Annotated in this window: 41 protein-coding genes; 40 read left to right on the forward strand and 1 reads right to left on the reverse strand. The window is 36.5% G+C overall.

What is annotated here, in order from left to right:
* Nucleotides 1–33: 33 nt before the first annotated feature.
* The gene (locus ACE83Q_RS07015; protein WP_409022016.1) at nt 34–726 is read right to left on the reverse strand and encodes a prepilin peptidase; all 693 of its coding nucleotides are present in this window, start codon (nt 724–726) and stop codon (nt 34–36) included.
* A 252-nt stretch (nt 727–978) separates the two neighbouring features.
* On the opposite strand from ACE83Q_RS07015, the gene rpsL reads away from it, so the two are divergent.
* The 40 genes from rpsL (at nt 979) to ACE83Q_RS07215 (ending at nt 26,740) form a co-directional block, all read left to right on the forward strand.
* Complete coding sequence (gene rpsL, locus ACE83Q_RS07020) at nt 979–1,389, forward strand: 30S ribosomal protein S12 (protein WP_057974646.1); 411 nt, start codon at nt 979–981, stop codon at nt 1,387–1,389.
* 46 nt (nt 1,390–1,435) lie between these two features.
* Nucleotides 1,436–1,906 (forward strand): 30S ribosomal protein S7, encoded by a 471-nt coding sequence (gene rpsG, locus ACE83Q_RS07025; RefSeq protein ID WP_057974645.1) that lies wholly within the window; start codon nt 1,436–1,438, stop codon nt 1,904–1,906.
* A 93-nt stretch (nt 1,907–1,999) separates the two neighbouring features.
* Nucleotides 2,000–4,093, forward strand: coding sequence for an elongation factor G (gene fusA, locus ACE83Q_RS07030; protein ID WP_409022017.1), 2,094 nt, complete (start codon nt 2,000–2,002; stop codon nt 4,091–4,093).
* 342 nt (nt 4,094–4,435) lie between these two features.
* On the forward strand, nt 4,436–4,744 hold the full coding sequence (gene rpsJ, locus ACE83Q_RS07035; RefSeq protein WP_057974643.1) for a 30S ribosomal protein S10: 309 nt from the start codon (nt 4,436–4,438) through the stop codon (nt 4,742–4,744).
* A gap of 46 nt (nt 4,745–4,790) precedes the next feature.
* Nucleotides 4,791–5,423 (forward strand): 50S ribosomal protein L3, encoded by a 633-nt coding sequence (gene rplC, locus ACE83Q_RS07040; RefSeq protein WP_409022018.1) that lies wholly within the window; start codon nt 4,791–4,793, stop codon nt 5,421–5,423.
* Nucleotides 5,424–5,443: 20 nt separating this feature from the next.
* On the forward strand, nt 5,444–6,067 hold the full coding sequence (gene rplD / locus ACE83Q_RS07045) for a 50S ribosomal protein L4 (RefSeq protein WP_409022019.1): 624 nt from the start codon (nt 5,444–5,446) through the stop codon (nt 6,065–6,067).
* Nucleotides 6,067–6,351, forward strand: coding sequence for a 50S ribosomal protein L23 (gene rplW, locus ACE83Q_RS07050; protein WP_409022020.1), 285 nt, complete (start codon nt 6,067–6,069; stop codon nt 6,349–6,351). Before rplD ends, rplW begins: the two co-directional genes overlap by 1 nt.
* A 32-nt stretch (nt 6,352–6,383) precedes the next feature.
* Nucleotides 6,384–7,217, forward strand: a complete 834-nt coding sequence (gene rplB / locus ACE83Q_RS07055; RefSeq protein WP_409022021.1) for a 50S ribosomal protein L2 — start codon at nt 6,384–6,386, stop codon at nt 7,215–7,217.
* A 42-nt stretch (nt 7,218–7,259) separates the two neighbouring features.
* On the forward strand, nt 7,260–7,541 hold the full coding sequence (rpsS, locus tag ACE83Q_RS07060) for a 30S ribosomal protein S19 (protein ID WP_057974638.1): 282 nt from the start codon (nt 7,260–7,262) through the stop codon (nt 7,539–7,541).
* Between the two features lie 14 nt (nt 7,542–7,555).
* A complete protein-coding gene (rplV, locus tag ACE83Q_RS07065) occupies nt 7,556–7,909 on the forward strand; it encodes a 50S ribosomal protein L22 (RefSeq protein ID WP_409022022.1) in 354 nt (117 codons plus the stop codon).
* A gap of 13 nt (nt 7,910–7,922) precedes the next feature.
* Nucleotides 7,923–8,579: a 30S ribosomal protein S3 gene (gene rpsC / locus ACE83Q_RS07070; RefSeq protein ID WP_057974636.1), complete on the forward strand. Its 657-nt coding sequence runs from the start codon at nt 7,923–7,925 to the stop codon at nt 8,577–8,579.
* Between the two features lie 3 nt (nt 8,580–8,582).
* Nucleotides 8,583–9,017, forward strand: a complete 435-nt coding sequence (rplP, locus tag ACE83Q_RS07075; protein WP_057974635.1) for a 50S ribosomal protein L16 — start codon at nt 8,583–8,585, stop codon at nt 9,015–9,017.
* Nucleotides 9,007–9,201, forward strand: a complete 195-nt coding sequence (gene rpmC, locus ACE83Q_RS07080) for a 50S ribosomal protein L29 (RefSeq protein WP_057974634.1) — start codon at nt 9,007–9,009, stop codon at nt 9,199–9,201. Before rplP ends, rpmC begins: the two co-directional genes overlap by 11 nt.
* Before the next feature lie 25 nt (nt 9,202–9,226).
* The gene (rpsQ, locus tag ACE83Q_RS07085) at nt 9,227–9,493 is read left to right on the forward strand and encodes a 30S ribosomal protein S17 (RefSeq protein WP_057974633.1); all 267 of its coding nucleotides are present in this window, start codon (nt 9,227–9,229) and stop codon (nt 9,491–9,493) included.
* Nucleotides 9,494–9,545: 52 nt separating this feature from the next.
* Nucleotides 9,546–9,914 (forward strand): 50S ribosomal protein L14, encoded by a 369-nt coding sequence (gene rplN, locus ACE83Q_RS07090; RefSeq protein WP_409022023.1) that lies wholly within the window; start codon nt 9,546–9,548, stop codon nt 9,912–9,914.
* Between the two features lie 32 nt (nt 9,915–9,946).
* On the forward strand, nt 9,947–10,255 hold the full coding sequence (rplX, locus tag ACE83Q_RS07095; protein WP_409022024.1) for a 50S ribosomal protein L24: 309 nt from the start codon (nt 9,947–9,949) through the stop codon (nt 10,253–10,255).
* A gap of 27 nt (nt 10,256–10,282) precedes the next feature.
* Nucleotides 10,283–10,825: a 50S ribosomal protein L5 gene (gene rplE, locus ACE83Q_RS07100; protein ID WP_409022025.1), complete on the forward strand. Its 543-nt coding sequence runs from the start codon at nt 10,283–10,285 to the stop codon at nt 10,823–10,825.
* 18 nt (nt 10,826–10,843) lie between these two features.
* Nucleotides 10,844–11,029, forward strand: coding sequence for a type Z 30S ribosomal protein S14 (locus tag ACE83Q_RS07105; protein WP_057974629.1), 186 nt, complete (start codon nt 10,844–10,846; stop codon nt 11,027–11,029).
* Nucleotides 11,030–11,062: 33 nt separating this feature from the next.
* Nucleotides 11,063–11,461: a 30S ribosomal protein S8 gene (gene rpsH / locus ACE83Q_RS07110; RefSeq protein WP_057974628.1), complete on the forward strand. Its 399-nt coding sequence runs from the start codon at nt 11,063–11,065 to the stop codon at nt 11,459–11,461.
* 30 nt (nt 11,462–11,491) lie between these two features.
* Complete coding sequence (rplF, locus tag ACE83Q_RS07115) at nt 11,492–12,028, forward strand: 50S ribosomal protein L6 (RefSeq protein WP_409022026.1); 537 nt, start codon at nt 11,492–11,494, stop codon at nt 12,026–12,028.
* A 53-nt stretch (nt 12,029–12,081) separates the two neighbouring features.
* Nucleotides 12,082–12,438 (forward strand): 50S ribosomal protein L18, encoded by a 357-nt coding sequence (gene rplR / locus ACE83Q_RS07120; protein WP_409022027.1) that lies wholly within the window; start codon nt 12,082–12,084, stop codon nt 12,436–12,438.
* Between the two features lie 19 nt (nt 12,439–12,457).
* Nucleotides 12,458–12,958, forward strand: coding sequence for a 30S ribosomal protein S5 (gene rpsE / locus ACE83Q_RS07125; protein WP_409022028.1), 501 nt, complete (start codon nt 12,458–12,460; stop codon nt 12,956–12,958).
* Between the two features lie 12 nt (nt 12,959–12,970).
* Nucleotides 12,971–13,153: a 50S ribosomal protein L30 gene (gene rpmD / locus ACE83Q_RS07130; RefSeq protein WP_057974624.1), complete on the forward strand. Its 183-nt coding sequence runs from the start codon at nt 12,971–12,973 to the stop codon at nt 13,151–13,153.
* A gap of 45 nt (nt 13,154–13,198) precedes the next feature.
* Nucleotides 13,199–13,633: a 50S ribosomal protein L15 gene (rplO, locus tag ACE83Q_RS07135; protein ID WP_409022029.1), complete on the forward strand. Its 435-nt coding sequence runs from the start codon at nt 13,199–13,201 to the stop codon at nt 13,631–13,633.
* Nucleotides 13,633–14,928 (forward strand): preprotein translocase subunit SecY, encoded by a 1,296-nt coding sequence (secY, locus tag ACE83Q_RS07140; protein WP_409022030.1) that lies wholly within the window; start codon nt 13,633–13,635, stop codon nt 14,926–14,928. The genes rplO and secY overlap by 1 nt, the downstream gene beginning before the upstream one ends.
* A gap of 76 nt (nt 14,929–15,004) precedes the next feature.
* Nucleotides 15,005–15,667 (forward strand): adenylate kinase, encoded by a 663-nt coding sequence (locus ACE83Q_RS07145; RefSeq protein WP_409022031.1) that lies wholly within the window; start codon nt 15,005–15,007, stop codon nt 15,665–15,667.
* Between the two features lie 196 nt (nt 15,668–15,863).
* Nucleotides 15,864–16,082: a translation initiation factor IF-1 gene (gene infA / locus ACE83Q_RS07150; RefSeq protein WP_057974621.1), complete on the forward strand. Its 219-nt coding sequence runs from the start codon at nt 15,864–15,866 to the stop codon at nt 16,080–16,082.
* A 35-nt stretch (nt 16,083–16,117) separates the two neighbouring features.
* Nucleotides 16,118–16,234 (forward strand): 50S ribosomal protein L36, encoded by a 117-nt coding sequence (gene rpmJ, locus ACE83Q_RS07155; protein WP_057756760.1) that lies wholly within the window; start codon nt 16,118–16,120, stop codon nt 16,232–16,234.
* Nucleotides 16,235–16,258: 24 nt separating this feature from the next.
* Nucleotides 16,259–16,624 carry a 30S ribosomal protein S13 gene (gene rpsM / locus ACE83Q_RS07160; RefSeq protein WP_057974620.1) on the forward strand — a complete coding sequence of 122 codons (366 nt, stop codon included), beginning with the start codon at nt 16,259–16,261 and terminating at the stop codon, nt 16,622–16,624.
* 28 nt (nt 16,625–16,652) lie between these two features.
* Entirely contained in the window at nt 16,653–17,042 is a 390-nt protein-coding gene (gene rpsK, locus ACE83Q_RS07165; protein WP_057974619.1) for a 30S ribosomal protein S11, read from the forward strand.
* Nucleotides 17,043–17,127: 85 nt separating this feature from the next.
* A complete protein-coding gene (locus ACE83Q_RS07170; protein WP_409022032.1) occupies nt 17,128–18,066 on the forward strand; it encodes a DNA-directed RNA polymerase subunit alpha in 939 nt (312 codons plus the stop codon).
* Nucleotides 18,067–18,093: 27 nt separating this feature from the next.
* The gene (rplQ, locus tag ACE83Q_RS07175; RefSeq protein WP_057974617.1) at nt 18,094–18,474 is read left to right on the forward strand and encodes a 50S ribosomal protein L17; all 381 of its coding nucleotides are present in this window, start codon (nt 18,094–18,096) and stop codon (nt 18,472–18,474) included.
* Nucleotides 18,475–18,728: 254 nt separating this feature from the next.
* Nucleotides 18,729–19,208, forward strand: coding sequence for a GNAT family N-acetyltransferase (locus tag ACE83Q_RS07180; protein WP_409022033.1), 480 nt, complete (start codon nt 18,729–18,731; stop codon nt 19,206–19,208).
* A 214-nt stretch (nt 19,209–19,422) separates the two neighbouring features.
* Complete coding sequence (locus ACE83Q_RS07185; RefSeq protein WP_409022034.1) at nt 19,423–20,268, forward strand: energy-coupling factor ABC transporter ATP-binding protein; 846 nt, start codon at nt 19,423–19,425, stop codon at nt 20,266–20,268.
* Nucleotides 20,244–21,122: an energy-coupling factor ABC transporter ATP-binding protein gene (locus ACE83Q_RS07190; protein ID WP_409022834.1), complete on the forward strand. Its 879-nt coding sequence runs from the start codon at nt 20,244–20,246 to the stop codon at nt 21,120–21,122. The genes ACE83Q_RS07185 and ACE83Q_RS07190 overlap by 25 nt, the downstream gene beginning before the upstream one ends.
* The gene (locus ACE83Q_RS07195) at nt 21,115–21,909 is read left to right on the forward strand and encodes an energy-coupling factor transporter transmembrane component T family protein (protein WP_409022035.1); all 795 of its coding nucleotides are present in this window, start codon (nt 21,115–21,117) and stop codon (nt 21,907–21,909) included. The genes ACE83Q_RS07190 and ACE83Q_RS07195 overlap by 8 nt, the downstream gene beginning before the upstream one ends.
* A gap of 12 nt (nt 21,910–21,921) precedes the next feature.
* Nucleotides 21,922–22,686 (forward strand): tRNA pseudouridine(38-40) synthase TruA, encoded by a 765-nt coding sequence (gene truA / locus ACE83Q_RS07200; protein ID WP_409022037.1) that lies wholly within the window; start codon nt 21,922–21,924, stop codon nt 22,684–22,686.
* A gap of 202 nt (nt 22,687–22,888) precedes the next feature.
* Complete coding sequence (gene rplM, locus ACE83Q_RS07205) at nt 22,889–23,332, forward strand: 50S ribosomal protein L13 (RefSeq protein ID WP_057974611.1); 444 nt, start codon at nt 22,889–22,891, stop codon at nt 23,330–23,332.
* A 13-nt stretch (nt 23,333–23,345) separates the two neighbouring features.
* A complete protein-coding gene (gene rpsI, locus ACE83Q_RS07210) occupies nt 23,346–23,738 on the forward strand; it encodes a 30S ribosomal protein S9 (RefSeq protein WP_409022038.1) in 393 nt (130 codons plus the stop codon).
* A gap of 1,193 nt (nt 23,739–24,931) precedes the next feature.
* Nucleotides 24,932–26,740 (forward strand): DUF262 domain-containing protein, encoded by a 1,809-nt coding sequence (locus tag ACE83Q_RS07215; RefSeq protein WP_409022039.1) that lies wholly within the window; start codon nt 24,932–24,934, stop codon nt 26,738–26,740.
* Nucleotides 26,741–26,966: the final 226 nt, after the last annotated feature.

The following is a 26,966-nucleotide window of genomic DNA, read 5'->3' on the forward strand; positions in this document are numbered from 1 at the left end:
AAAAAGCTAAGCAAATTTGCTTAGCTTTTTTATTTATATGAAGAAAGATAGCGCAATCGTAATATAAACGCCAAACGTTATGTGTGGGACAAATGGGAAAAATTGACACCGACTCTGTTTTACAGTAAAAAAGTAGATAAGTGAGCTGATACAAGCAAAAAGAGTTGCGATCAAACAAAATTGAACACCAAATGTTAGTTGAACGATAATCAATAAAATGAAATCACCAAGGCCGAGCTTTTGTTGAAAACATAATACAAATAGAAACAGACTGAATAGTATAATTGCTATTAGTGAATCGGGGAACCCAAACAACAGATAATGCCACAAGATGAATAGTATTCCGCCACCGATAGTTAACCGACTAGAAATCAGTCGGTTAGTGAAGTCCATAACTGATAAAAAAGTTAAATAAAATAAGAACGCTATAATTAATGGAAATTCAAAAAGAGATAGTTGAGTAAAAGATAAAGGTAACATGGCAGCCAAGCTACATTCAAAAATAAATGAATAAGCTGGAAATAGCCCCTTGCAGAATCGACAGTGTCCGTGTAATCTAAGATAAGCGTAGATAGGAATTAGGTCAAACCACGGTATTTTTGTGCCACAATAGTCGCATATTGATCTTTTATTGAATTGATTCTGATTCAATGCACAGCGCGTGGCAATGCAGGTGATGAATGAACCTAGGCAAGCGCCTAGTAAAAACAAATAACTAATTAACATAATTTAAATCCTCCTGTTAAAAAATACGCTTTTTAGTGTAAATACCATTGACGTATATTAAATACCGTGATATTCTGTGTAAGGTGCTTTTTGTGAACAGTTAATTCATCTACATAGTTGAGATTCTGTATAACAGCAGCGCATTATAAGACAGACGTCTAGGACGTTATTTTTTATTATTAAAAAATGAACCACCTGGATGTGTGGACTTAAAAAACAATTAACCTATAATAAGGAAGGAGGAAACTTTAGATGCCAACAATTAATCAATTAGTTCGTAAAGGTCGTAATTCTAAAGGTTCAAAATCTGGTGCACCCGCATTAAACTTCGGGTATAACAGTTACAAAAAAGTTCAAACAGATAATCCTGCACCACAAAAACGTGGGGTTGCTACTCGTGTCGGAACAATGACACCTAAAAAGCCTAACTCTGCTTTACGTAAATATGCGCGTGTGCGTTTATCTAACTTACTTGAAGTTACAGCTTACATTCCTGGTATTGGACATAACTTGCAAGAACATAGTGTTGTTCTTATTCGTGGTGGCCGTGTAAAAGATTTACCTGGGGTACGTTACCATGTTATCCGTGGTGCTCTTGATACAGCCGGTGTTGCTGATCGTAAACAAAGTCGTTCAAAATACGGCGCAAAGAGACCTAAATAAGAATAAAGTTATTCTAATAAAAATAGAATCTAAGGAGGTTATTTAGATGCCAAGAAAAGGCCCAGCTCCAAAACGAGAAGTATTGCCTGATCCAATTTACAATTCTAAATTAGTAACACGTTTAATCAACCGTTTAATGTTAGATGGTCGTCGTGGTACTGCATCAAAGATCTTGTATGATGCATTCGAAATGATTAAAGAACAAACAGGAAACGAACCTAATGAAGTTTTTGATGAAGCTATGAAAAACATCATGCCTGTACTTGAAGTTAAAGCTCGCCGTGTCGGTGGTTCTAACTACCAAGTACCAATTGAAGTTCGCCCTGATCGTCGTTCAACTTTAGGTTTACGTTGGTTAGTAAGTTACGCACGTTTACGTGGGGAACATACTATGCCAGAACGTTTAGCTAAAGAAATCATGGATGCAGCAAACAATACTGGTGCATCAGTTAAGAAACGTGAAGATACACATAAAATGGCTGACGCTAATAAAGCATTCGCACATTACCGCTGGTAATTTTATAAAAGAATGGCTATTATATGATTTTGATAATCGATATAGTAGTCATTTTTTTGAATCTATTTTAGAATCGAAAGGAGATACTACAAAATGGCAAATAAACGCGAATTCCCACTAGAAAAAACGCGTAATATCGGAATTGTTGCTCATATCGATGCTGGTAAGACAACAACTACTGAACGTATTTTATACTATACTGGTAAAATTCATAAAATTGGTGAAACTCATGAAGGAGCTTCACAAATGGATTGGATGGAACAAGAACAAGAACGTGGTATCACAATCACATCAGCTGCAACAACTGCTGAATGGAAAGAACATCGTATTAATATCATCGATACTCCAGGACATGTGGATTTCACTATTGAAGTTGAACGTTCACTTCGTGTCTTAGATGGAGCCGTTGTTGTTTTAGATGGTCAATCTGGTGTTGAACCACAAACTGAAAATGTTTGGCGTCAAGCTACAACATATTCAGTTCCTCGTATCGTTTTCATCAATAAGATGGATAAAATGGGGGCTAATTTTGATTACTCAGTAGGCACAATCAAAGATCGTCTTCAAGTAAATGCGGTCCCTATCCAAATGCCAATTGGTGCTGAAGATGATTTTGAAGGTGTTATTGATTTAATCGAAATGAAAGCCGATTTATATGATAACGAAGATTTAGGTGCTACATGGGAAAGTATTGATGTTCCTGAAGAATATTTAGAAGAAGCTACAAAACGTCGCGAAGCTTTAGTTGAAGCCGTTGCTGATGTTGATGAAAAGCTTATGGAAAAATATCTTGATGGTGTTGAAATTACTAAAGATGAAATCAAAGCTGCTATCCGTAAAGCAACATTGAACCTTGAAATGTACCCAGTTCTTGCTGGTTCAGCATTTAAAAACAAGGGTGTTCAAATGATGTTGGATGCTGTTAATGATTTCTTACCATCTCCTTTAGATGTTAAACCTTATAACGCAGTAGATCCTAAAACAGATGAAGAAGTTGAAATCACAGCCGGTGATGACAAAGATTTCGCTGCTTTAGCATTTAAAATTGCAACGGATCCCTTCGTTGGTCGTTTAACATTCTTCCGTGTTTACTCAGGTACATTACAAGCTGGTTCTTATGTCTTGAACTCTACTAAAGACACACGTGAACGTGTTGGTCGTATTCTTCAAATGCATTCAAATCACCGTAATGAAATTCCTGAAGTATTCTCTGGTGATATTGCTGCTGCTATTGGTTTGAAAAATACGACAACTGGTGATTCATTAACGGATGAAAAACATCCATTAATCCTTGAATCAATGGAATTCCCTGAACCAGTTATCCAAGTATCTATCGAACCAAAAACAAAAGCTGATCAAGATAAGATGGATATCGGTTTACAAAAACTAGCAGAAGAAGATCCTTCATTCAAGGCTGAAACTAACCCTGAAACTGGTGAAACTTTAATCGCTGGGATGGGTGAATTGCATTTGGATATCATCGTTGATCGTATGAGACGTGAATTTAACGTTGAAGCTACTGTTGGTGAACCACAAGTTGCCTACCGTGAAACATTTACAAAAACTGTTTCTGCACAAGGTAAATTTGTTCGTCAATCTGGTGGTAAAGGTCAATATGGTGATGTTACAGTTGAATTCTCACCTAATGAAGAGGGTGGCGGTTTCGCATTCGAAGACGCTATCGTCGGTGGGGTTGTTCCTCGTGAATATATCCCTTCAGTTGAACAAGGTTTGAGAGAAGCTATGCAAAATGGTGTTCTTGCAGGCTACCCACTTATTGATGTTAAAGCTAAGTTATATGATGGATCATATCATGATGTCGATTCTAACGAATCAGCATTTAAGGTAGCTGCCTCAATGGCATTGAGAAAAGCTGCTAAGAGTGCTGGTGCTGTTATTCTTGAACCAATGATGAAAGTTGAAGTTGTCGCTCCTGAAGATTACTTAGGTGATGTTATGGGACATGTAACTGCTCGTCGTGGACGTGTTGAAGGTATGGAAGCTCGCGGAAATGCACAAGTTGTTAACGCAATGGTTCCTCTTTCAGGCATGTTCGGTTACGCAACTACTTTACGTTCTTCTACACAAGGACGTGGTACATTCACAATGACATTTGATCATTACGAAGCTGTACCAAAATCAATTCAAGAAGAAATTATGAAGAAAAACGGAACAGCTACTGATTAATTAGCTGTCCTGAATTATAAAAGAAGTTATCACTTGTTGATAGCTTTTTTTTTGTGATAAAATAACATTTGGAAAATAAAAAAAGATTTAAAAATGTTAATTATGATTATATAATGAGAAACTTTGAAAAAAAGTAAGAAAGCACTTGCCATAAGGCTTTATCTCTAGTAGTATAGATAAGTACCCAAAAACAGATGGCGTATTACGCCCTGCGATAGGGTTTCATAGAATGAGCTAAGATGTGAAAGATTGCGACACGCCCGGCAGCTTTGCCACGCAAGGCGTGTCGGTCACTTACACGGAGCTAGTCTTATTTTTAAAATAGACGAAGGAGGGAACAAAATGGCAAAACAAAAAATTCGTATTCGCTTAAAAGCTTACGAACACCGTATTTTAGACCAATCTGCTGACAAGATTGTTGAAACTGCAAAAAGAACAGGGGCAACAATTTCTGGACCAATTCCATTGCCAACAGAACGTACATTATACACAGTTTTACGTTCACCACATAAGCATAAAGATTCACGTGAACAATTCGAAATGCTTACACATAAACGTTTGATTGATATCGTTAACCCAACACCTAAGACAGTTGATTCATTGATGAAACTTGACTTACCTAGTGGCGTTGATATTGAAATCAAATTATAAAATAGAGTTACAAAAATAAAAATACAAACATATTGGAGGTGTACTCATGACTACAAAAGGAATCTTAGGAAAAAAAGTAGGTATGACACAAGTTTTTACTGAAAATGGTGAATTGGTACCAGTTACAGTGATTGAATCTACGCCAAACGTTGTTTTACAATTGAAAACAATTGAAAACGATGGTTACGAAGCAATTCAATTAGGTTACCAAGACATGCGCAAAGTATTAACAAACAAACCTGCTAAAGGTCATGCAGCAAAAGCAAATACTACTCCTAAGCGCTTCGTTCGTGAAATTAACGATGTTGAGCTTGGAGAATATAACGTAGGTGACGAAATTAAAGTTGATACATTCTCAGCTGGCGATATCGTTAACGTTACGGGTACGTCTAAGGGACATGGTTTCCAAGGAAATATCAAACGTTGGGGACAATCACGAGGTCCTATGACTCATGGTTCTCGTTACCATCGTCGTCCTGGTTCAATGGGTGCCGTTATTAACCGTGTATTCAAAGGTAAGAGATTACCAGGTCGCATGGGTGGCAAACGCGTAACTGTCCAAAATTTGGAAATTATTCGTGTTGACGTTGATAGTAATGTTATCTTGATTAAAGGTAACGTACCAGGCGCAAACAAAACATTAGTTACAATTAAAAACGTCACAAAAGACGCTAAATAACAGGAAGGAGGAATTTCAAAATGCCAACAGTCGCATTATTAAAACAAGATGGTACTAAAAATGGTGAAGTTGAATTAAACGACGCTATTTTTGGAATCGAACCTAACGACAATGTCATTTTTGACGCCGTAATCATGCAACGTGCATCATTACGTCAAGGAACTCATTCAGTTAAAAACAAAAGTGCAGTTTCAGGTGGTGGTAGAAAACCATGGCGCCAAAAAGGTACAGGTCGTGCTCGTCAAGGATCTATCCGTAGCCCACAATGGCGTGGTGGTGGTGTCGTATTTGGCCCTACTCCTCGTTCATACAGTTACAAATTACCTAAAAAAGTTCGTCGTTTAGCTCTTAAATCAGTACTTTCACAAAAAGTATTGGATAACAGCGTGGTTATGGTCGATGCACTTAGCTTCGAACAACCAAAGACAAAAACTTTCAAAGAAGTTTTAAGTAACTTAGATATCAACAAAAAAGTATTAATAGTTCTTGAACCTGGCAATGATTTCGTTGCTTTAGCAGCTCGTAACTTACAAAATGTTACAGTAGTAGAAGCTAAAGGTGTTAACGTTCTTGACGTTATCAACAATGATAAATTAGTCATGACTCAAGCAGCTCTTTCTCAAGTAGAGGAGGCTCTTTCATAATGGAATCAAGAGATATTATCTTACGCCCAGTCATCACCGAAGCAGCAATGGATAGAATGGCTAATAAAGTTTACACATTCGACGTTGATACTCGTGCAACTAAAATTGAAGTCAAAAAAGCTATTGAAGATATTTTTGGCGTTAAAGTTGTTAAAGTAAATATCATGAATGTTAAAGGTAAGTTAAAACGTCAAGGTCGCTATGCTGGTTATACTAAAAAACGCCGTAAAGCAATTGTTACTTTAACTGCCGACTCAAAAGAAATCCAATTATTCGAAGAATAATCTAAAATTTTGTAAACTAGGAGGAAAACAACGTGGGAATTAAAAAATTCAAACCAACCACTAACGGTCGTCGTAATATGACTGGTTCTGATTTCTCAGAAATTACTAAATCAACTCCTGAAAAATCATTACTAGAATCAAAAAGCAGAACTGCCGGCCGTAATAACTATGGTCGCATTACTGTTCGTCACCGTGGTGGTGGTCATAAACGTCAATACCGTTTGATCGATTTCAAGCGTGTTAAAGATAATGTAACAGCAACTGTTAAAGCAATTGAATATGATCCAAACCGTTCAGCTAATATTGCATTATTACAATATACTGATGGTATCAAATCATACATCATTGCTCCTAAAGGATTAGAAGTTGGCATGATGGTTCAATCTGGTAAAGAAGCAGATATCAAGGTTGGTAACGCATTAGCTCTTCAAGATATCCCAGTTGGTACAATTATTCATAATGTTGAATTAAAACCAGGTAAGGGTGGACAACTTGCTCGTTCAGCCGGTGCTTCTGCACAATTACTTGGTAAAGAAGGTAAATACGTTCTTGTTCGTTTGACATCAGGCGAAGTTCGCATGATCTTATCAACATGTCGCGCATCTATCGGTGCTGTTGGTAACGAACAACATGAATTAATCAAAATTGGTAAAGCTGGTCGTGCTCGTTGGGCTGGTAAACGTCCTACAGTTCGTGGATCAGTTATGAATCCTAACGATCATCCTCATGGTGGTGGTGAAGGTAAAGCTCCAATTGGTCGTCCATCACCTATGTCTCCTTGGGGTCAAAAGACGATGGGTTACAAAACACGTTCAAAGAAAAACCAATCAGACAAATTTATCGTACGTGGACGCAACAAGAAATAATTTACTTGTTGCTTAAGCTATATTCCGGAAGGAGGATTCACATTGAGTCGTAGTCTAAAAAAAGGACCATTCGTCGATGAACATTTGATGAAAAAGGTCGAAGCACAAACTGATCAAGAAAAGAAAACAGTTATCAAAACATGGTCACGTCGTTCAACAATCTTTCCTAACTTCATTGGTCTAACTATCGCTGTATATGATGGACGTAAACACGTTCCAGTTTTTATGCAAGAAGATATGGTTGGTCATAAGTTGGGTGAATTTGTTCCAACACGTACTTTCCGTGGTCACGGATCTGACGATAAGAAAACTACAGTTAAATAAAGGAGGTTATACACATGGCTGAACAAGTAACATCAGCAAAAGCAACCGCCAAAACTGTTCGTATTCCAGCGCGTAAAGCTCGCTTGGTAATCGATCTTATCAGAGGTAAAAGTGTTGCTGAAGCTATCGGTATTTTGAGATTTACTCCCAGAGCCGGAAGCCCAATCATTGAAAAAGTTTTACTTTCTGCTGTAGCTAATGCAGAAAATAATTTTGATTTAGATGGTGAAAACTTAGTTATTACTGATATTTTTGCTAACGAAGGACCAACGTTAAAACGTTTCCGTCCTCGTGCTAAAGGATCAGCTTCACCAATTAACAAACGTACGAGTCACATTACAGTAGTTGTATCTGAAACTACAAAATAAGGAGGGATAACGCGTGGGTCAAAAAATAAATCCAACGGGATTACGTGTAGGTATCATTCGTGATTGGGATTCAAAATGGTATGCAGAAAAAGATTTTGCAAACTACCTTCATGAAGATTTACACATCCGTAAATACATTCAAGAAAAATTAACCGACGCTTCTGTCTCTATCGTTGAAATCGAACGCGCTGCAAAACGTGTTAACGTTTCAATCCATACTGCTAAACCTGGTATGGTTATCGGTAAAGGTGGAGCTGAAGTTGAAAAACTTCGTAAAGAATTAAATGATTTAACAGGTAAACGTGTGCATATCAACATTGTTGAAATCAAACGTCCTGATTTAGATGCTCAATTAGTCGGCGAAAACGTTGCGGAACAATTAGAAAACCGTGTCGCATTCCGTCGTGCTGTTAAACAAGCTATGCAACGTACAATGCGCTCTGGTGCTAAAGGTATCAAAGTTCAAGTTGCTGGTCGTCTTAACGGAGCTGATATGTCTCGTGTTGAAAGCTACTCAGATGGTACAGTTCCATTACATACCTTAAGAGCAGATATTGACTACGCTTGGGTTGAAGCAATGACTACTTACGGTAAATTAGGCGTTAAAGTCTGGATCTACCGTGGTGAAATCTTACCAGCTAAGAAAAACGCTGTGAAAGGAGGGAAATAACCTATGTTAGTACCTAAACGTACAAAATTCCGTCGTGAATTCCGTGGTAAAATGCGTGGGGAAGCTAAAGGTGGCAAAGAAGTCGCTTTTGGAGAATTCGGTTTACAGGCTCTTGAATCATCATGGATCACTAACCGTCAAATCGAAGCTTCTCGTGTCGCTATTAACCGTCATATGAAACGTGGTGGGAAAGTATGGATTAAAATTTTCCCTCATAAATCATATACTGCAAAAGCAATTGGTGTTCGAATGGGTTCTGGTAAAGGTGCTCCTGAAGGATGGGTAGCTCCAGTTAAACGTGGAAAGATCATGTTTGAAGTTGCCGGTGTTCCCGAAGAAGTTGCTCGCGAAGCTTTACGCTTAGCATCAAACAAACTTCCAGTGAGAACTAAAATTGTAAAACGTGAGGAAGTAGGTGGCGAATCACATGAAGGCTAAGGAAATTAATGAATTAACCACTGCTGAAATGATTACCAAAGAACAAGAATTTAAAGATGAATTGTTTAACTTACGCTTCCAATTAGCTACCGGTCAATTAGAAAATACCGCTCGCTTAAGTGAAGTACGTAAAACAATTGCTCGTATTAAAACGGCATTACGCCAACAAGAATTAAACAAGTAGATTACGAAAGGGAGGCCATTTACGCATGAGTGAAACTCGTAACCAACGTAAAGTCTATCAAGGACGCGTTGTATCCGACAAAATGGATAAAACGATTAGTGTTCTTATCGAAACATACAAGACACACAAAACCTACGGTAAACGTGTGACTTATTCTAAAAAATTCTATGCACATGATGAAAATAACGAAGCAAAAATCGGCGATATCGTTCAAATTATGGAAACTCGTCCGTTGTCAGCAACTAAGAGATTCCGTTTATTAGATATCGTTGAAAAAGCAGTTATTGCTTAAGCATAATTGCCATTCGTATTTCTAATTTGCTATCGAAAGGAGGACACTTACTGTGATACAAACAGAAAGTCGTTTAAAAATTGCCGACAATTCAGGCGCAAAAGAAATCTTAACTATTAAAGTTTTAGGTGGATCAAAGCGTAAAACTGCTAATATCGGTGACGTTATTGTTGCTACTGTTAAACATGCAACACCAGGTGGTGTTGTCAAAAAAGGTGAAGTTGTTAAAGCTGTAATCGTACGTACAAAATCAGGTGCTCATCGCGCTGACGGTTCATACATCAAATTTGATGAAAATGCTGCCGTTATCATCCAAGATGATAAAAGCCCTAAAGGTACACGTATCTTTGGACCTGTTGCACGTGAATTACGTGATAACAATTTCATGAAGATTGTTTCTTTAGCACCCGAAGTATTATAAGAAATCCATCGGAAAACAAGGAGGTGCGCTAAATGTTCGTCAAAACTGGTGATAAAGTTCAATTAATTGCAGGTAAAGATAAAGGTAAACAAGGTACTGTTACTAAAGTTTTCCTTAAAGATGACCGTGTGATTGTTGAAGGCATGAATATTGCAAAAAAACATCAAAAACCTAGTAACTCGAATCCACAAGGTGGCATCGTGGATATAGAAGCACCAATTCACGTTTCAAACGTGATGCTTATCGACCCATCTACAAACGAACCAACTCGTGTTGGCTTCAAAGTTGTAGATGGTAAGAAAGTTAGAGTTTCTAAAAAATCAGGTGAAACTGTTAAATAGACCTACTGAAAGGAGGACACTTTCTTCATGACTAACCGTTTAAAAGAAAAGTTCACTAATGAAATTACACCATCAATGATGGAAAAATTTAACTACACATCAATTATGCAAACACCTCAAGTTGATAAAATTGTTATCAACATGGGTGTTGGTGATGCTGTTACTAATGCTAAAAATTTAGATAAAGCTGTTGAAGAATTAGCTTTAATCGCTGGTCAAAAACCTTTGGTTACAAAAGCTAAAAAATCAATCGCTGGCTTCCGTTTACGTGAAGGTATGCCAATCGGTGCTAAAGTTACTTTACGTGGCGAACGCATGTACGATTTCTTAGATAAATTAGTTTCAGTTTCATTACCTCGTGTGCGTGATTTCCGTGGCGTTAGCAAAAAAGCTTTTGATGGCCGTGGTAACTATACTTTAGGTGTTCGCGAACAATTAATTTTCCCAGAAATCGATTTTGATGATGTGGATAAAGTTCGTGGAATGGATATCGTTATTGTTACAACTGCTAATACTGATGAGGAATCAAAAGAATTACTTACACAATTAGGTATGCCGTTTTCTAAATAATAAGGAGGTTACAAAGCTTTGGCTAAAAAATCATTAATTGCAAAGAACAAACGTCCAGCGAAATTCTCTACACAAGCTTATACACGTTGCGAACGTTGTGGTCGTCCACATTCTGTTTATCGTAAATTTAAATTATGCCGTATTTGTCTTCGTGACCTTGCTCACAAAGGCCAAATTCCTGGTATGAAAAAAGCTAGCTGGTAAATCTAAAAGACAAGTTAAAGGAGGGTAAACTCAATGGTCATGACTGATCCGATCGCAGACTTTTTAACTCGTATCCGTAATGCAAACATGGTACGGCATGAGTCTTTAGAAGTACCTGCTTCAAAAATCAAACGTGATATCGCTGAAATCCTTAAAAATGAAGGTTTCGTACGTGATATCGAATACATCGATGATGACAAACAAGGCATTATCCGTGTATTTTTAAAATTTGGAAAAGACAACGAACGTGTAATCTCTGGTATCAAACGTATCTCAAAACCAGGATTACGTACGTACGTTCAAGCTGATGCAGTTCCTAAAGTATTAAATGGTTTAGGAATCGCAGTTATCTCAACATCAGAAGGTGTGATGACAGATAAAGATGCACGCGCCAAACAAATTGGTGGCGAAGTCTTAGCATACATCTGGTAATCAATTAATTCGTAAGGAGGTGTCACTCGCGTGAGTCGTATAGGTTATAAAGAAATCGTTCTTCCTGCTGGTGTAGAAGTTACACAAGAAGGTCAAATGGTTACAGTAAAAGGCCCCAAAGGTGAATTAACTCGTAAGTTTTCTAATGCTATTACAATGCATGTTGAAGGTCTTTCAGTTAAATTTACTCGTGAAAGTGACGATAAAAGCACTCGTGCCTTACATGGTACAATGCGTGCCAACGTAAACAACATGGTTCTTGGTGTTACAGAAGGTTTCAAAAAAGAACTTGAGTTGATTGGTGTTGGTTATCGTGCACAATTACAAGGGAAAAAATTAGTATTAAATGTTGGTTATTCACATCCAGTGGATTTTGAAGAACGCGAAAACTTAACTGTTGAAGTTCCTGCAAATACAAGTATCATTATTTCAGGTATCAGTAAACAAGAAGTTGGCGATCTTGCCGCAGAAATTCGTGCCGTTCGTCCTCCAGAACCTTATAAAGGTAAAGGAATTCGTTACGTTGGCGAATATGTTCGTCGCAAAGAAGGTAAAACAGGTAAATAATGCTGCTTAGCATTGCTTACTTTGTTTTTGAATAAAATCAAGAGGTGAAAATTGTGATTACAAAACCAGATAGAAATAAAACACGTTCAAAACGTCATTTACGTGTTCGTGGTAAGATTTCTGGAACTGCAGAGTGCCCACGCTTAAACGTATTCCGTTCAAATAACCACATCTACGCTCAAGTAATTGATGACGTAGCGGGTGTAACGCTAGCAAGTGCCTCAACAATTGATAGTGAAGTAACTGGCGACAGTAAAGTAGCAAAAGCTACTGCTGTTGGCGCATTAGTTGCTAAACGTGCTAATGAAAAAGGTATCAAAGCTGTTGTTTTTGATCGTGGCGGATACTTATACCATGGACGCGTTGCTGCTTTAGCTGAAGCAGCTCGTGAAAATGGATTAGAATTCTAAGAAAGGGAGGAAATAGTTTATGACTTTCATTGATCCAACTCATTTAGATTTAGAAGATCGTGTTGTTGCGATTAACCGTGTTACTAAAGTTGTAAAAGGTGGACGTCGTCTACGTTTTGCTGCATTAGTTATCGTCGGTGATCACAATGGTCATGTAGGCTTCGGTACAGGTAAAGCTCAAGAAGTTCCTGAAGCAATTCGTAAAGCAGTTGAAGATGCTAAAAAGAACTTGATTGAAGTACCTATGGTCGGTACGACACTTCCTCACGAAGTTCTCGGTCAATACAGTGGTGGACGCATTATGCTTAAACCAGCTGTTGAAGGTTCTGGAGTTGCCGCTGGTGGTTCAGTTCGTGCCGTTATGGAACTTGCTGGAGTAGCAGATGTAACAAGTAAATCATTAGGCTCAAATACACCAATCAACGTTGTTCGCGCAACAATGGATGGTTTAAAGAAAATGAAGAGTGCTGAAGAAGTTGCTGCATTACGTGGCGTTTCTATTCAACACTTAGCTGACTAGGAGGACTAAAACATGACAGATTTAAAAATTACATTAAAACGCAGTGTCATCGGACGTCCTCAAAATCAACGCGAAATCGTTAAAGCTTTCGGTTTACACCGTATTAGCAGCTCTGTTATTCGTCCTAATGACGCAGTAACACGAGGCGTTATCGCCAAGATTTCTCATTTAGTGGACGTTGAAGAAGTTAAATAACATCAACATCTTGTTTGCAGTTTAAAATAAGGAGGTGCCAACCCTATGAAATTACATGAATTAAAACCAAGTGAAGGTTCTCGCTCAGTACGTAACCGTGTCGGACGTGGAACATCTTCTGGTAATGGTAAAACTTCTGGACGTGGTCAAAAAGGCCAAAAAGCCCGTAGTAAAGTACGTTTAGGTTTTGAAGGTGGACAAATGCCTTTATTCCGTCGTATGCCAAAACGTGGATTTAACAACTTCAACCGTAAAGAATATGCAGTTGTCAATTTAGATAGCTTAAACAAATTCGAAAACGGTGCTGAAGTAACACCAGCATTACTTGTTGAATCAGGTATTGTTAAGAACGAAAAATCAGGAATTAAAATTTTAGCTTCCGGCGAACTTAACAAGAAATTATCTGTTAAAGCAGGTAAATTCTCAGCTGCTGCTAAAGAAGCTATTGAAGCTGCCGGTGGTCAAACAGAGGTGATCTAATGCTTAAAGTGATGAAAAATGCATTAGCTGTGAAAGAAATCCGTCAAAAGATTTTTTTCACTTTATGCGTTTTAATTGTCTTTCGCTTAGGTACTTTTATAACAGTTCCTGGAATTAACCATGCTGCAATTGCTAGTGCAACAAGTAGTAACTTAGTTAGTCTTCTTAACACTTTTAGTGGTGGTGGGTTAACTAATTACTCAATTTTCGCAATGGGGGTTTCACCCTACATTACAGCTCAAATTGTTATTCAATTACTACAAATGGACATTGTTCCTCGTTTTGTAGAATGGAGTAAGCAAGGTGAAGTTGGTCGTCGTAAATTGAATCAAGCTACACGTTACCTAACAATTGTTTTAGCATTTGTTCAATCTGTAGGTATTACCGCAGGGTTAGACTCATTAAGTAGTCTAGGTTTGGTTAACAATCCAAGTACGCAAACATATGTTGTTTTGGGCGTTATTTTAACAGCCGGAACAATGTTTACGACTTGGTTAGGTGATATGATTACTGAACGTGGTATTGGGAATGGTGTTTCCATGTTAATCATGGCAGGTATCGTTTCTCGTATTCCGGGTGGCATTAAACAGATCTTTAACGAACAAATTTTCCAAGCTGATAAAGGTGATCTTTGGGGGGGCATCTTGTTCATAGTTATCTTGCTCGTTATTATTTTTGCAATCGTAACTTTTGTAACATATGTTCAACAAGCTAACTATAAGATTCCAATTCAATACACAAGACGTGTTGCTGGTGCGACAGATAGTTCATATCTGCCACTCAAGGTAAACGTTGCGGGTGTTATCCCCGTTATTTTTGCGAGTTCGTTCATTGCAACACCCCAAACTGTGCTTTTGGCATTCCAAAGCTCACAAGGGGACACGACTTGGTATAAAGTATTAAGTCAAGTTTTCAACATGCAAACAACATACGGAGCCATCCTATATACCGTATTGATTGTCTTGTTCACATTCTTCTACGCTTTCGTACAGGTAAATCCTGAGAAACTCTCAGAGAATTTACAAAAACAAGGAAGTTATATTCCAAGTGTTTGGCCTGGTAAAGCAACAGAAAAATATGTTTCAAAATTATTAATGCGTTTAAGTACTGTTGGTTCATTATTCTTAGGATTTGTTGCTTTAATTCCATTATTAGCATCAAGTTTGTTCGGATTAGATGAATCAGTTGGTTTGGGTGGTACTAGTCTGCTGATTGTCGTTGGGGTTGCTCTTGAAACTATTCGTCAATTAGAGGGTATGATGATGAAACGTAAGTACGTCGGATTCATTAGATAATCGATAAAAAACAAATTTTAAACTGAGAATTAGGTTAGGCTGATGCCTAACCATTTCTCATATTAGGAGGATATTCATGACTAAAATGAACCTGATGTTAATGGGTTTACCTGGTGCAGGTAAGGGAACACAAGCTGAAAAGATTGTCGACACTTTCCACATCGCTCATATCTCTACGGGAGACATCTTCCGTGCAGCAATGAAAAATGAAACACCAATGGGACTTGAAGCTAAAAAGTATATCGATCGTGGTGACCTTGTTCCTGATGAAGTCACAAATGGCATTGTCAAAGAACGATTAGCTGAAGATGATATTCAAGATGGCTACATGCTTGATGGGTTTCCAAGAAATATGGCACAAGCTGTTGCCTTGGACGAAATCGGTAAGGACCTTGGAAAACCTCTTAACGCAGTCATTAACATTCATGTTGATCCTGAATCTCTAATCGAACGTTTAACTGGTCGTTACATTTGTCGTAATTGTGGAGCTACATATCACAAAATCTTCAACCCCACAAAGGTTGAAGGAACTTGTGATCGCTGTGGGCAACATGAATTTTATCAACGTGAAGATGACAAACTTGAAACGGTTAAAAATCGTTTAGAAGTTAACATCAAAATGAATACACCGTTATTAGATTTTTACGAACAACGTCATCTATTGTATACAGTAGATGGTAACCGCGATATTGAAGATGTATTTGCAGATATTGAAACGATTTTAAACAATCTCAAGTAATCTGAGTATTCCGCTGCAAAGTAATTGTGCCGGAGTGGCTAACTTGCATCTGAGATAGCGGTATGATAGAATAATTCCGGTTTATCTTTTCAGGAGGATATTTGTAATAATATCCTGATAAGAACGGGTGAGAGTGTCTAATTCTCGCCATTTTTACATGTAAAGTTAAAACACGATTTTAAGGAGGTACATTTACGTGGCGAAAGAAGAAGTAATTGAGATTGAGGGTACGGTCCGTGAAACGTTACCCAATGCGACTTTTCGAGTAGTACTTGAAAATGATCATGAAATTTTAGCTCATGTCTCTGGTAAAATTCGTAAGAATTATATTCGTATTTTACCTGGTGATAAAGTGACGGTTGAAATGTCTCCTTACGATTTAAGTAAGGGTCGTATTACTTATCGCTTTAAATAGATTGTACTTCAAAAACTTTTAGGAGGTATAATTCAATGAAAGTAAGACCATCAGTAAAACCAATGTGTGAACATTGTAAAGTTATCAAGCGCAAAGGTCGAGTTATGATCATTTGTAGCGCAAATCCAAAACATAAACAACGTCAAGGATAATAAAAATTAGGAGGTGTAATTGTTATGGCTCGTATTGCAGGTATTGATATTCCACGTGATAAAAGAATCGTGGTAGCATTAACTTACATTTATGGAATCGGTAATACAACTGCTGCTAAGATCTTGGTAGAAGCAGAAGTATCAGAAGATATTAGAACTCGTGATTTAACAACTGACCAAGAGGATGCAATCCGTAAAGTTGTTGATCAATTTAAAATTGAAGGTGACTTACGTCGCGAAATCAGTTTAAACATTAAACGTCTCCAAGAAATTGGAACGTACCGAGGCATGCGTCATCGTCGTGGTTTACCAGTTCGTGGACAAAACACGAAAAACAACGCTCGTACACGTAAAGGCCCAGCTACATCAATTGCAGGCCGCAAGAAATAATTACTAGATTAAGGAGGTAATACTATTTATGGCAACTAAGAAAGTTTCTCGCAAACGCCGTGTTAAAAAACATATTGAAGCCGGTGTTGCACATATTCATTCTACTTTTAACAATACACTTGTTATGATTACTGATGTTAACGGTAACGCCGTTGCATGGTCATCAGCTGGTGCATTAGGTTTTAGAGGTAGTCGTAAATCTACACCATTCGCAGCACAAATGGCAGCAGAAGCTGCAGCTAAAGGCTCAATGGAAAATGGTATGAAGACTGTTGAAGTAGCAGTTAAAGGACCTGGTTCTGGCCGTGAAGCCGCAATCCGTGCTTTACAAACTACTGGTCTTGAAGTAACAGCAATTCGCGATGTTACTCCAGTGCCTCATAATGGATGTCGTCCTCCAAAACGCCGTCGTGTTTAACGTGGATTAATATTCATTACGGAGTTGAACTTCATAATGTTTTCACTAGATTACACGTTACGTTTTGAAAGGGGTAAAGATAAGAATGATTGAATTTGAAAAACCAAATATTCATAAGATAGATGAAAGTCCTAACTATGGTAAATTTGTTGTAGAACCACTTGAACGCGGTTATGGTACGACATTAGGTAATTCACTTCGTCGGATTCTATTATCTTCCTTACCAGGCGCATCTATTACTAATATTCAAATTGATGGTGTTTTACATGAGTTTTCAACTATTGAAGGCGTATTGGAAGATGTTACTCAAATTATCTTGAATATTAAGAAAGTTGCTTTGAAGTTAGCTGCTGATGAAGACCAATCCATCGAAATTGATGTGAAAGGTCCCGCAGAGGTTACTGCCGGTGACATCATTGTAAACAGTGATGTTGAAGTATTAAATCCCGACTTGTACATTTGTACAGTCGCAGAAGGTGCATCTTTTCATGTTCGCATGAACGCTAGCAATGGTCGTGGATACGTATCTGCTGATCAAAACAAAGCGGAAGATATGCCAATTGGCGTATTACCAATTGACTCCATTTATACCCCAATCGAACGTGTGAACTACCAAGTAGAAAAAACACGTGTTGGTCAAAAAGATGATTATGACAAATTGACACTTGATGTTTGGACTAATGGTTCAATTACACCAAGCGAAGCCATTAGTTTGTCGGCTAAAATTTTAACTGAGCATTTGACTTTATTTGTTGATTTAACCGATGAAGCTAAAAATGCTGAAATTATGGTTGAAAAAGAAGAAACACATAAAGAAAAAATGCTCGAAATGACGATTGAAGAACTTGATTTATCAGTTCGTTCATACAATTGTTTGAAACGTGCTGGAATCAACACGGTTCAAGAATTAACGAATAAATCCGAAGCTGACATGATGAAAGTCCGTAACTTAGGCCGTAAATCATTGGAAGAAGTTAAAGCTAAATTAGCTGCGCTTGATTTATCATTACGTCATGATGACTAATATTATATAGAGGGAGGGAAACTATTCATGAGTTACCGCAAATTAGGACGTACAAGTTCTCAACGTAAAGCAATGTTACGTGATTTAACAACAAGTCTTATTATCAACGAACGAATTGTGACTACTGAAGCTCGCGCTAAAGAAGTACGCAAATCTGCCGATAAAATGATTTCTTTAGGTAAACGTGGTGATTTAGCTTCACGTCGTCGTGCTGCTGCTTTCGTAAGAAACACAGTTGCTGACGTGAAAGAAGATGGTGACGATGTCACTGTTCAATCAGCATTACAAAAATTATTTTCTGATGTAGCTCCTCGTTACGCTGAACGTAATGGTGGATACACTAGAACTATGAAAACAATGCCTCGTCGTGGCGATGCCGCACAAATGGTTATTATTGAATTAGTATAATTCGTTAACAGATAATTTTTCACTTTGATTGATGATTAAAAACAAACGTTATGATGATGGAGTAATCTTAGTCTAGTTTGAAGGTTCTTCACATTTGTGATTTGCCGGTCATCCTTCATAGTGATTTTTTATTGTCTAATGAGGTCTGTAAAAAGGGTTCTGAACACATTTTAATAATGTGTTCAGAACCCTTTTTTTATGTGCTAAAACCTAGTATGATAATAGTATTCTTAATCTGCTCAGGGGGTAATGTGATGACACAAAGTTCAATACAACTTTACCGTTATGATAGAAAATATTTATCGGAAATAACGACATTATTCAACCAAACAATTCAAGAGATTAACCAACAAGATTATTCACAACTAGAAATTAATGAGTGGGTGCAGAATAATCCAAATTTGAACACATGGCATAGACGATTAAGTGAATCATTTACGCTACTTGCCATCAAAGATTTAAAGGTCATAGGATTTGGTAACCTTGAAGTAACAGGACATATTGATATGCTGTTCGTAGAGAGTTCTATGATTCGACAGCATATCGGAGCGCTTATTTTAACAGAATTAACAAATTACCAAAGGAATGAATTACAAATAAATGTACAAACGGTAGAGGCTTCAATAACTGCTGTCTCTTTTTTTGAACATTGTGGGTTTAAAATTATAAAAAGACAAGATAATTATCGACATCAACAAAATTTAGTTAATTATCAAATGGTACGAGAAATTTAGCTTAAAATGCAGTTCTTAGCGCAACAGATAAAGGTATGACTAAATGGCTGTTTATTGTTAACTAAGAGCTTAAAAGTACAAAAAATGCATTTTAGATATATGTTGTATAGATAGGACAGCGTTAAAGAGTAAAAGTATAAATACACTGAGTTCATTTTAGCCTGTGATATAATGCAAAACGTAAGTTATCTTGTGAATTGTGAGGACAGTAACAATGACTGAATTAATTAAAGTTGATCATTTAAATTATCAATATGAAGCACAAAAAGAAATGAACGAAATGGCACTCAAAGATGTGTCCTTTACGATTGAAAAAGGTGACTGGGTTGCAATTATTGGTCATAACGGTAGTGGGAAAAGTACATTATCTAAAAATATTAATGGCTTACTAGCGCCTCAATCAGGCGAAATCACAGTAGACGGACTTATTTTATCAACAGAAACGGTCTGGGATATTCGTCGTAAGATTGGCATCGTTTTTCAAAACCCAGATAACCAGTTTGTGGGAGCAACTGTTGAAGATGACGTTGCATTTGGACTTGAAAACAATGGAATAGAACGTAAAGAAATGCAGGAGCGGGTTAAAGATGCGCTTGAACGTGTGGATATGTGGGAGTTTGCGGCCAAGGAACCAGCTAGACTATCTGGGGGACAGAAACAACGTGTCGCAATCGCTGGAATTGTCGCTCTAAGGCCAGAAGTTATCATCTTGGATGAATCAACTAGCATGTTGGATCCAGAAGGTCGTGACGAAGTTTTGAGCCTAATACATCAACTCAAAGAAGAACGTGGACTAACAATTATTTCAATCACACATGATATTAATGAAGCAGCAAGTGCTGATAAAATTATGGTGATGGACAAAGGACAGCTGGTAAAAGAAGGCACACCTGCCGAAATTTTTGCACTTGGCGAACAATTAGTAGATATGGGATTAGATATTCCATATCCAGAACGCTTAAAAGTTGCACTTAAAAAACGTCATTTTGAAGTTCCGGACGACTATATGACAGAGGAAGGTATGGTAGATTGGTTATGGCAATTAAATTCAACGAAGTAGCCTTTACCTACCAAAAAGGGACACCTTTTGAAAGTCGGGCGCTACATAATATCAATCTTGAAATTGAGGACGGCTCATTTACAGCAATTGTTGGACATACAGGTTCTGGTAAATCGACCCTATTACAACATTTAAATGGCCTATTAAAACCAACTGAAGGTAAAATTACAATTGGTAATCAAATTATTACCCCAGAAACGGCCAATAAAACGTTAAATGATTTACGAAAACAAGTTGGGATTGTTTTTCAATTTCCCGAAGCACAACTGTTTGAAGAAACGGTTATTAAAGATGTGGCATTTGCGCCAAAAAACTTTGGTAAAACAAATGAAGAAGCTGAGAAAATAGCGACAAAAATGTTGAAATTAGTTGGGTTACCAGAGAACATCTATCAGCAATCACCATTTGACCTCTCTGGTGGACAAATGCGTCGCGTAGCAATCGCTGGAATTCTTGCTATGGAACCTAAAATCCTGGTTTTAGACGAACCAACAGCAGGATTGGATCCTAAAGGTCGTGTTGATATGATGGCAATGTTCGAAGAACTTCATCGTGAACAAAATTTGACGATTATTCTCGTGACGCATCAAATGGACGATGTGGCGAATTATGCGAATCACGCTATTATCATGTCAAAAGGAACGATTATTAAATCGGGTACACCAAGAGAAGTTTTCGCTGATCCAGAGTTCTTATTAAGTAATCATTTGAACGTGCCAACAACAACATTATTTTCAAAAAAATTAATTGAAAAAGGCTTTGAATTCAAGGAGATGCCTTTAACAGAAAATGAATTAGCCGACGACCTTGTCACGCTACTAAGCCAAAATGGAGGTCCTGACGCTAATGAATAAGTTGATTTTTGGACGTTACATAGCGGGTGATTCACTCGTTCACCGCATGGATCCGCGTGCTAAATTAGTTTTGAGTTTTTATTTTGTCGGAATAATCTTTATGGCAAATAATTGGCAAAGTTTTTCCATGCTTTTAGTTTTTACGTTAGGTTGTATTTTAGCGTCAAAAATTAATATGAGTTTCTTTTTAAAAGGTGTCCGGCCATTAATTTGGTTGATTATCTTTACGGTTGCTTTGCAAATGCTATTTTCAAGTGGTGGCCAAATGTATTGGCATTGGGGGATTTTTAAAATTTCTCAATTTGGTGTGACAAATGGATTATATATTTTTTGTCGATTCATTTTAATTATTTTTATGTCAACGTTATTGACGCTGTCAACGGCACCACTCCAGCTAGCAGATGCGATTGAATCTTTATTGAAACCACTTAAAGCAATCAAATTTCCAGTTTATGAAATTGCGTTAATGTTATCAATCGCGTTACGGTTTGTCCCAACATTGATGGATGAAACAGAAAAAATTATGAACGCTCAACGAGCTCGAGGTGTGAACTTCGGGCAAGGGTCGTTAATTAAACAAATGCAATCAATTATCCCGTTGTTAATTCCATTATTTGTCAGTTCGTTCAATCGTGCCGAAGATTTAGCGATTGCCATGGAATCTCGTGGTTACCAGGGTGGAGAAGGTCGAACAAAATATCGTATTTTAAAATGGCGGACGGCTGATACGTTAGCTTTTGTTTTATTCGCTGTCGTTACCGTTGCATTAGTCTACCTCAAAAATTAAGGATGAATAAATATGTCAGTACGTTTTAAAATTACCGTTGCTTATGATGGCGCAGCTTTTGCAGGGTTTCAGAGGCAGCCAAATCAACGAACAGTTGAATCTGTCTTAGAAAAAGCAGTAACAATTATGAGTAAATCAGAAGTACCAGTTAGAATTTATGGTTCAGGCCGAACAGATGCTGGTGTTCATGCCTTGGGACAGGTTTTTCATTTTGACTTCATGCATGAAATTCCAGAAACTAGCATGATGAGAGCATTGAACAGTTTATTGCCACTGGATGTTCAAGTTAAAAAGGCCGAACTTGTCAGTGATGATTTCCATTCACGCTATAGTACGCACGGTAAACGTTATATGTATCGTGTTTCTCAAGGTGAATTTACTGATCCATTTAAACGCTTCTACACGGGTCATTATAAATACAAGATAGATATCGCCAAAATTGAAGAAGCATTACCTGATTTAGTTGGCGAACATGATTTTTCTAGTTTCGTGGCGGCAGGTAGCCAGGTTACAGATCACGTTCGGACGATTTATGAGGCAACCGTGAGAGAAGATAAAGAAAACCATGAAATTATTTTTGAGTTTTATGGAAATGGCTTTCTGTACAATATGGTCCGGATTTTAGTCGCTACACTCCTAGAAATAGGGAACGGCCGGCGTCCGGTTCATGATATTTTACGGTTATATGAAGTAAAGGATCGACAACAAGCCCGAGAAACAGCTCCGGCGAGTGGATTATATTTAAAAAAGGTTTATTATCCGGACGAATTAGGGTAATATAGAAGGTATTGACAATATGAATACTAAGACAATTTTAAATCTGAAAAGGTGTTATTTATTTGTGGGATGCCCATAAATTAGATTGACAAATTGACTTTTAATAGTTAATATTATAAATGGTATTGTTTGCCCCACTGATAGGCCCCGGAAACTTATTTGAGTGTCAAACAAACAACATGAAAAAACGGAGGAAACAATCGTGCGTACAACTTATTTAGCAAAAAAAGGCGAAATAGAACGTAAATGGTATGTTATTGATGCAACTGATATTTCTTTAGGTCGCTTATCAACTGTCGTTGCTTCTATCTTACGCGGTAAAAACAAACCAACATTCACACCTAATGTGGATACTGGTGATAACGTTATTGTTATCAATGCAGAAAAGGTTGGTTTAACTGGTCACAAAGCTGACAGAAAATTATACCAACATCATACAGATCATCCAGGTGGTTTAAAAACTCGTACTGCTGGTGATTTCCGTGCCAACGATCCTGAAAAATTGATTGCTTTCTCTGTTAAAGGTATGCTTCCAAAAGGTACTCTTGGTAAAGAACAAGCATTGAAATTACACGTATATCGTGGTGCAGAACATGATCAACAAGCACAACAACCAGAAACTTTAGATATTACAAACTTAATTTAAGGAGGCAATTGAAATGGCTCAAGTCGTATATTCAGGAACAGGTCGTCGTAAAAACTCAGTAGCTCGCGTACGTTTAGTACCAGGTACTGGTAAAATTACTATCAACAACAAAGCAATTGAAGATTACATTCCATTTGCTAACTTACGTGAAGTAGTCTTACAACCATTTAACGCTACAGAAACATTAGGTAGTTATGATGTTTTAGTTAACGCTAATGGTGGTGGCTTCTCAGGTCAAGCTGGCGCAGTTCGCCATGGTATTGCTCGCGCATTACTTACAGTAGATCCAGATTTCCGTGCTGCTCTTAAATCTGCAGGATTACTTACTCGTGATCCTCGTATGAAAGAACGTAAGAAACCAGGTCTTAAGAAAGCTCGTAAAGCAAGCCAATTCTCAAAACGTTAATATATATTTATATCGATATTTTGAAGCACTTCACAAAGCAATTTGTGAAGTGCTTTTTTTGTTTCATTGCGGTTCTATTGCAACTGTTGTTGGTGCATAATATTATGAAGTTTAAACGTATAAAATATTTTAGTTCAGATCCTACGAAATTTTCTAAATCCAAAACCAACAAGTGTTATGATCCCTTTTATGATAATCATAGTTAAAACCAAACTTCAGAACTCTTCGGTGTTTTTAACCTAACAAGCACGTTCTTGGGTTCATAAAGCGCAACAAGGTGGCTATAAAGCATTTATTGATAATCGTGGTCATTGTAAAGATCAATCAGAACTAACTATTTTAGATAAAGCAAATTTAAATATTCGCGAGCGATAAAGTCCACTGGAAGACCAAAAATAATGTGAGGACTTTATGAAAAATGGCTGGAACTTCAGCGAAAGGAGTGAATAAACAAAGTCGAGTATCATACCAAGCAATCAAAGATATTAGTCAAGGAAAGCATAGCGCAATAACAAAGTTTCTAAAAATAATTGGTGTTAGCCAGATAGGATTACGGCAAAGATTTAAAAAGGCGAAAAATTGTTTGCAAATCGTACGATAAAGAATTTAATGAACGTACTAAAAACTGGTACTGAAAACTGGGACTAAAAATTAATTTAGATAATGATTTAAATACTCACGTTTAAATGCAAGTTGTATAGGTAGGTAAAAGGTGCAAATATTATTGATATTCCAAAATATAAAAATATTGACACTTATGACATGCCATAATGATGGAAAAGATACCAGGTAATTTAAGAAGAGTTGATAGAAAAATATGAGTAGATTTGAAAATAAAATATCTGCTTTAGGATATATATGTTTAAAGGGGGCTAGTCCTTACTAACTGTTTATATTAGGTTATAACACGATATGTGATATTAGTTGTGAGTATATGTTAAACGTTCAAGTTAATAAAATGTTGTCTAATGATATAAATTATATGAAGTGAAAACGTTTTAAAGGATAATTATTTTTTGTCAGTTTATTAAAGATATTAATACCATGACCAGTGGCATGTTCGGTTGTTATTAAGAAGATGAGAGACATATAGAAATGGGCACTGTAAGAAATAAGGTAAGGTTGAAATGCCATTGATAGTAGAATATAATGAATAGGAATTCAATGATCGAATAATAAGGGAGAAGATGAATTTGGAAGAGATAAAATCGGAAATGGAAACTTTAAATCAAGTACTTTTAGAGGGGACTAAAACATATGTAATCCCTGATTTTCAAAGAAATTTTATTTGGGGACGGGATGAAGTAGAGGATCTGTTTAATGATTTTTCAGAGGATACGGAATCTTTTTCAAAATCAAATAGTGACCTGCAAGGCTATCTTTTAGGAAATATAGTTCTAATAGAGAGTAATAGTAATGAGTACCTAGTTATAGATGGTCAGCAAAGGCTTACTACAATAACATTACTATTTAAGGCTTTATATCAAAGAATTTCTGTCATATTAGATGAAGCTGAAAATGGAGAGAGAGACCAGTGGGTGAAGAGAATTGGTAATCTAGAATCGGGTTTTCAATTAAGTGATGAGGAATTTAAATTTAAGGGACTTAGGATAAAACATGCTGAAGGTCTGTCTTTTGGGGAGTACTACAGAAAAATAATTAGAGATTCTAGAGACACGAATGATCTTGAAATGGAATCAGATAAAAATATATTAGATGTTTATGATACGATTACTGAGCGTTTATCTGAACTGACAAATGAGCAATTAACAAAATTCATTGTCTATATTAAGACTAAGGTTAAATTGATTGTAACTATCGCACCTTCGGAAGGTAAAGCATTCCAATTATTTGAAGTTTTGAATGATAGAGGTCGTTCGTTAGAACCTATGGATCTAGTCAAAAATACATTTTTAAAGCAATTACGATTAGATGGTTTTAGTGAAGAAGAAACTAAAAATTTTAATTCTAACTGGAATGGATTCATTGAGGAATTAACAATATCTGAAAAAAAGAAAATTAAGTCATCAACATTTATGAAGCATTTTATCGTGGCAAATTACTCTAAAAATATTAAGCAGGATAAGTTATTTGATTTCTTTAAAAAAGAAAATAAGCTTTCTAGTAATGATATTTTGAGATTGTCTCAAAATATGAAGAGTAACGCACACATATATACCAGTATTGAAAATGATCCTTTACATAATGATTTTTTATCTGAGAATAATAATATGTATATTATATTTAAAATATTGGGAATGAAACAACTACATCCAATATTGATGCAATTCTATGATGCTGATAAACCCATAAAAGAAGAAGTAGTTGATATATGTGTTAAATATGGAGCAACGATTGTATTCTCATTAACACAGACTAATATAGTTGAAAAAGCACTTCCATCTGTTATAAAAGGAATCTCTAAAGTGAAAGATCTAAAAGAAAAAAAAGACAAATTATTAGATATTGTTAGAGGAGAAGCTGAGACGTCTAGACAGAAATTACCGAATATAATAAAGAAATATAATTTTAATAAGTCTTCAGGAAAACCTACAACAATATTAAAATTTATTGAATTATATTGTAATAAGAATAATTTAATTGTAAAACCAAATAAAAAAATATCAAAAGAACATATTTTAGCAGAAAAAACTGAAATATCTAATTATGAAGAATATGGTTTTAGCGGTGAGGAGGAGTTTAAACAATATTTAAATAGAATGGGTAATTTAACGTTGTTATATACTGACGAAAATACTTCTGCAGGCATTAAAGCTATAAGTGAGAAGAGGAATATCTACGAGAAAAGTGAATTTATGGTTACCAGAACCATGGTGAAGAATGAAGAGACTGCCATAAAAAATGGTTTAGAGACAGAAAAATTATCTGTTTTGAATGAATTAGAACCTGCTTATAACTTAGAAGATGTTTGGAGTAAACAGGAAATTGAAGACCGGGGTAGTAATTTGTCCGAGTTACTTCTAAAATATATAGGTCTTTAGGATATATGAAGTAAGTGGTTAGTGATAGGAAAAGTATATATTATAATGTAAGAAACTAGGTCCTAAGAAAGCTTATAAAGTAAGCTAATTCTAAAAATATTAATATCATTTATATATTAATATTTTTAGATGGTTTCCATTTTATTAGGAAATAATTTTTTGCTAAATTCTGAAGATTAAAAATATGATACAAAACAATTGGCTGAAAATGTGAATTTAATATTTC

Origin of the sequence: Dellaglioa kimchii, assembly GCF_046115505.1 — a bacterium.
Taxonomy (GTDB): domain Bacteria; phylum Bacillota; class Bacilli; order Lactobacillales; family Lactobacillaceae; genus Dellaglioa; species Dellaglioa kimchii.

Excerpts from the sequence above, each read along its gene's own strand:
- rplO (WP_409022029.1), top strand. The coding sequence starts at position 13,199 with ATGAAATTACATGAATTAAAACCAAGTGAAGGTTCTCGCTCAGTACGT.
- rpsJ (WP_057974643.1), top strand. The coding sequence starts at position 4,436 with ATGGCAAAACAAAAAATTCGTATTCGCTTAAAAGCTTACGAACACCGT.
- rplP (WP_057974635.1), top strand. The coding sequence starts at position 8,583 with ATGTTAGTACCTAAACGTACAAAATTCCGTCGTGAATTCCGTGGTAAA.
- rplE (WP_409022025.1), top strand. The coding sequence starts at position 10,283 with ATGACTAACCGTTTAAAAGAAAAGTTCACTAATGAAATTACACCATCA.
- rplQ (WP_057974617.1), top strand. The coding sequence starts at position 18,094 with ATGAGTTACCGCAAATTAGGACGTACAAGTTCTCAACGTAAAGCAATG.
- rpsK (WP_057974619.1), top strand. The coding sequence starts at position 16,653 with ATGGCAACTAAGAAAGTTTCTCGCAAACGCCGTGTTAAAAAACATATT.
- ACE83Q_RS07015 (WP_409022016.1), bottom strand. The coding sequence starts at position 726 with ATGTTAATTAGTTATTTGTTTTTACTAGGCGCTTGCCTAGGTTCATTC.
- rplV (WP_409022022.1), top strand. The coding sequence starts at position 7,556 with ATGGCTGAACAAGTAACATCAGCAAAAGCAACCGCCAAAACTGTTCGT.
- rpmJ (WP_057756760.1), top strand. The coding sequence starts at position 16,118 with ATGAAAGTAAGACCATCAGTAAAACCAATGTGTGAACATTGTAAAGTT.
- rpsG (WP_057974645.1), top strand. The coding sequence starts at position 1,436 with ATGCCAAGAAAAGGCCCAGCTCCAAAACGAGAAGTATTGCCTGATCCA.
- ACE83Q_RS07145 (WP_409022031.1), top strand. The coding sequence starts at position 15,005 with ATGACTAAAATGAACCTGATGTTAATGGGTTTACCTGGTGCAGGTAAG.
- secY (WP_409022030.1), top strand. The coding sequence starts at position 13,633 with ATGCTTAAAGTGATGAAAAATGCATTAGCTGTGAAAGAAATCCGTCAA.
- rpsE (WP_409022028.1), top strand. The coding sequence starts at position 12,458 with ATGACTTTCATTGATCCAACTCATTTAGATTTAGAAGATCGTGTTGTT.
- fusA (WP_409022017.1), top strand. The coding sequence starts at position 2,000 with ATGGCAAATAAACGCGAATTCCCACTAGAAAAAACGCGTAATATCGGA.
- rpsI (WP_409022038.1), top strand. The coding sequence starts at position 23,346 with ATGGCTCAAGTCGTATATTCAGGAACAGGTCGTCGTAAAAACTCAGTA.
- rplW (WP_409022020.1), top strand. The coding sequence starts at position 6,067 with ATGGAATCAAGAGATATTATCTTACGCCCAGTCATCACCGAAGCAGCA.
- ACE83Q_RS07170 (WP_409022032.1), top strand. The coding sequence starts at position 17,128 with ATGATTGAATTTGAAAAACCAAATATTCATAAGATAGATGAAAGTCCT.
- rpmC (WP_057974634.1), top strand. The coding sequence starts at position 9,007 with ATGAAGGCTAAGGAAATTAATGAATTAACCACTGCTGAAATGATTACC.
- rpsH (WP_057974628.1), top strand. The coding sequence starts at position 11,063 with ATGGTCATGACTGATCCGATCGCAGACTTTTTAACTCGTATCCGTAAT.
- ACE83Q_RS07185 (WP_409022034.1), top strand. The coding sequence starts at position 19,423 with ATGACTGAATTAATTAAAGTTGATCATTTAAATTATCAATATGAAGCA.
- ACE83Q_RS07190 (WP_409022834.1), top strand. The coding sequence starts at position 20,244 with ATGGCAATTAAATTCAACGAAGTAGCCTTTACCTACCAAAAAGGGACA.
- truA (WP_409022037.1), top strand. The coding sequence starts at position 21,922 with ATGTCAGTACGTTTTAAAATTACCGTTGCTTATGATGGCGCAGCTTTT.
- rplC (WP_409022018.1), top strand. The coding sequence starts at position 4,791 with ATGACTACAAAAGGAATCTTAGGAAAAAAAGTAGGTATGACACAAGTT.
- rpsL (WP_057974646.1), top strand. The coding sequence starts at position 979 with ATGCCAACAATTAATCAATTAGTTCGTAAAGGTCGTAATTCTAAAGGT.
- ACE83Q_RS07195 (WP_409022035.1), top strand. The coding sequence starts at position 21,115 with ATGAATAAGTTGATTTTTGGACGTTACATAGCGGGTGATTCACTCGTT.
- rpsM (WP_057974620.1), top strand. The coding sequence starts at position 16,259 with ATGGCTCGTATTGCAGGTATTGATATTCCACGTGATAAAAGAATCGTG.
- rpsQ (WP_057974633.1), top strand. The coding sequence starts at position 9,227 with ATGAGTGAAACTCGTAACCAACGTAAAGTCTATCAAGGACGCGTTGTA.
- rpmD (WP_057974624.1), top strand. The coding sequence starts at position 12,971 with ATGACAGATTTAAAAATTACATTAAAACGCAGTGTCATCGGACGTCCT.
- rplD (WP_409022019.1), top strand. The coding sequence starts at position 5,444 with ATGCCAACAGTCGCATTATTAAAACAAGATGGTACTAAAAATGGTGAA.
- ACE83Q_RS07180 (WP_409022033.1), top strand. The coding sequence starts at position 18,729 with ATGACACAAAGTTCAATACAACTTTACCGTTATGATAGAAAATATTTA.
- rplX (WP_409022024.1), top strand. The coding sequence starts at position 9,947 with ATGTTCGTCAAAACTGGTGATAAAGTTCAATTAATTGCAGGTAAAGAT.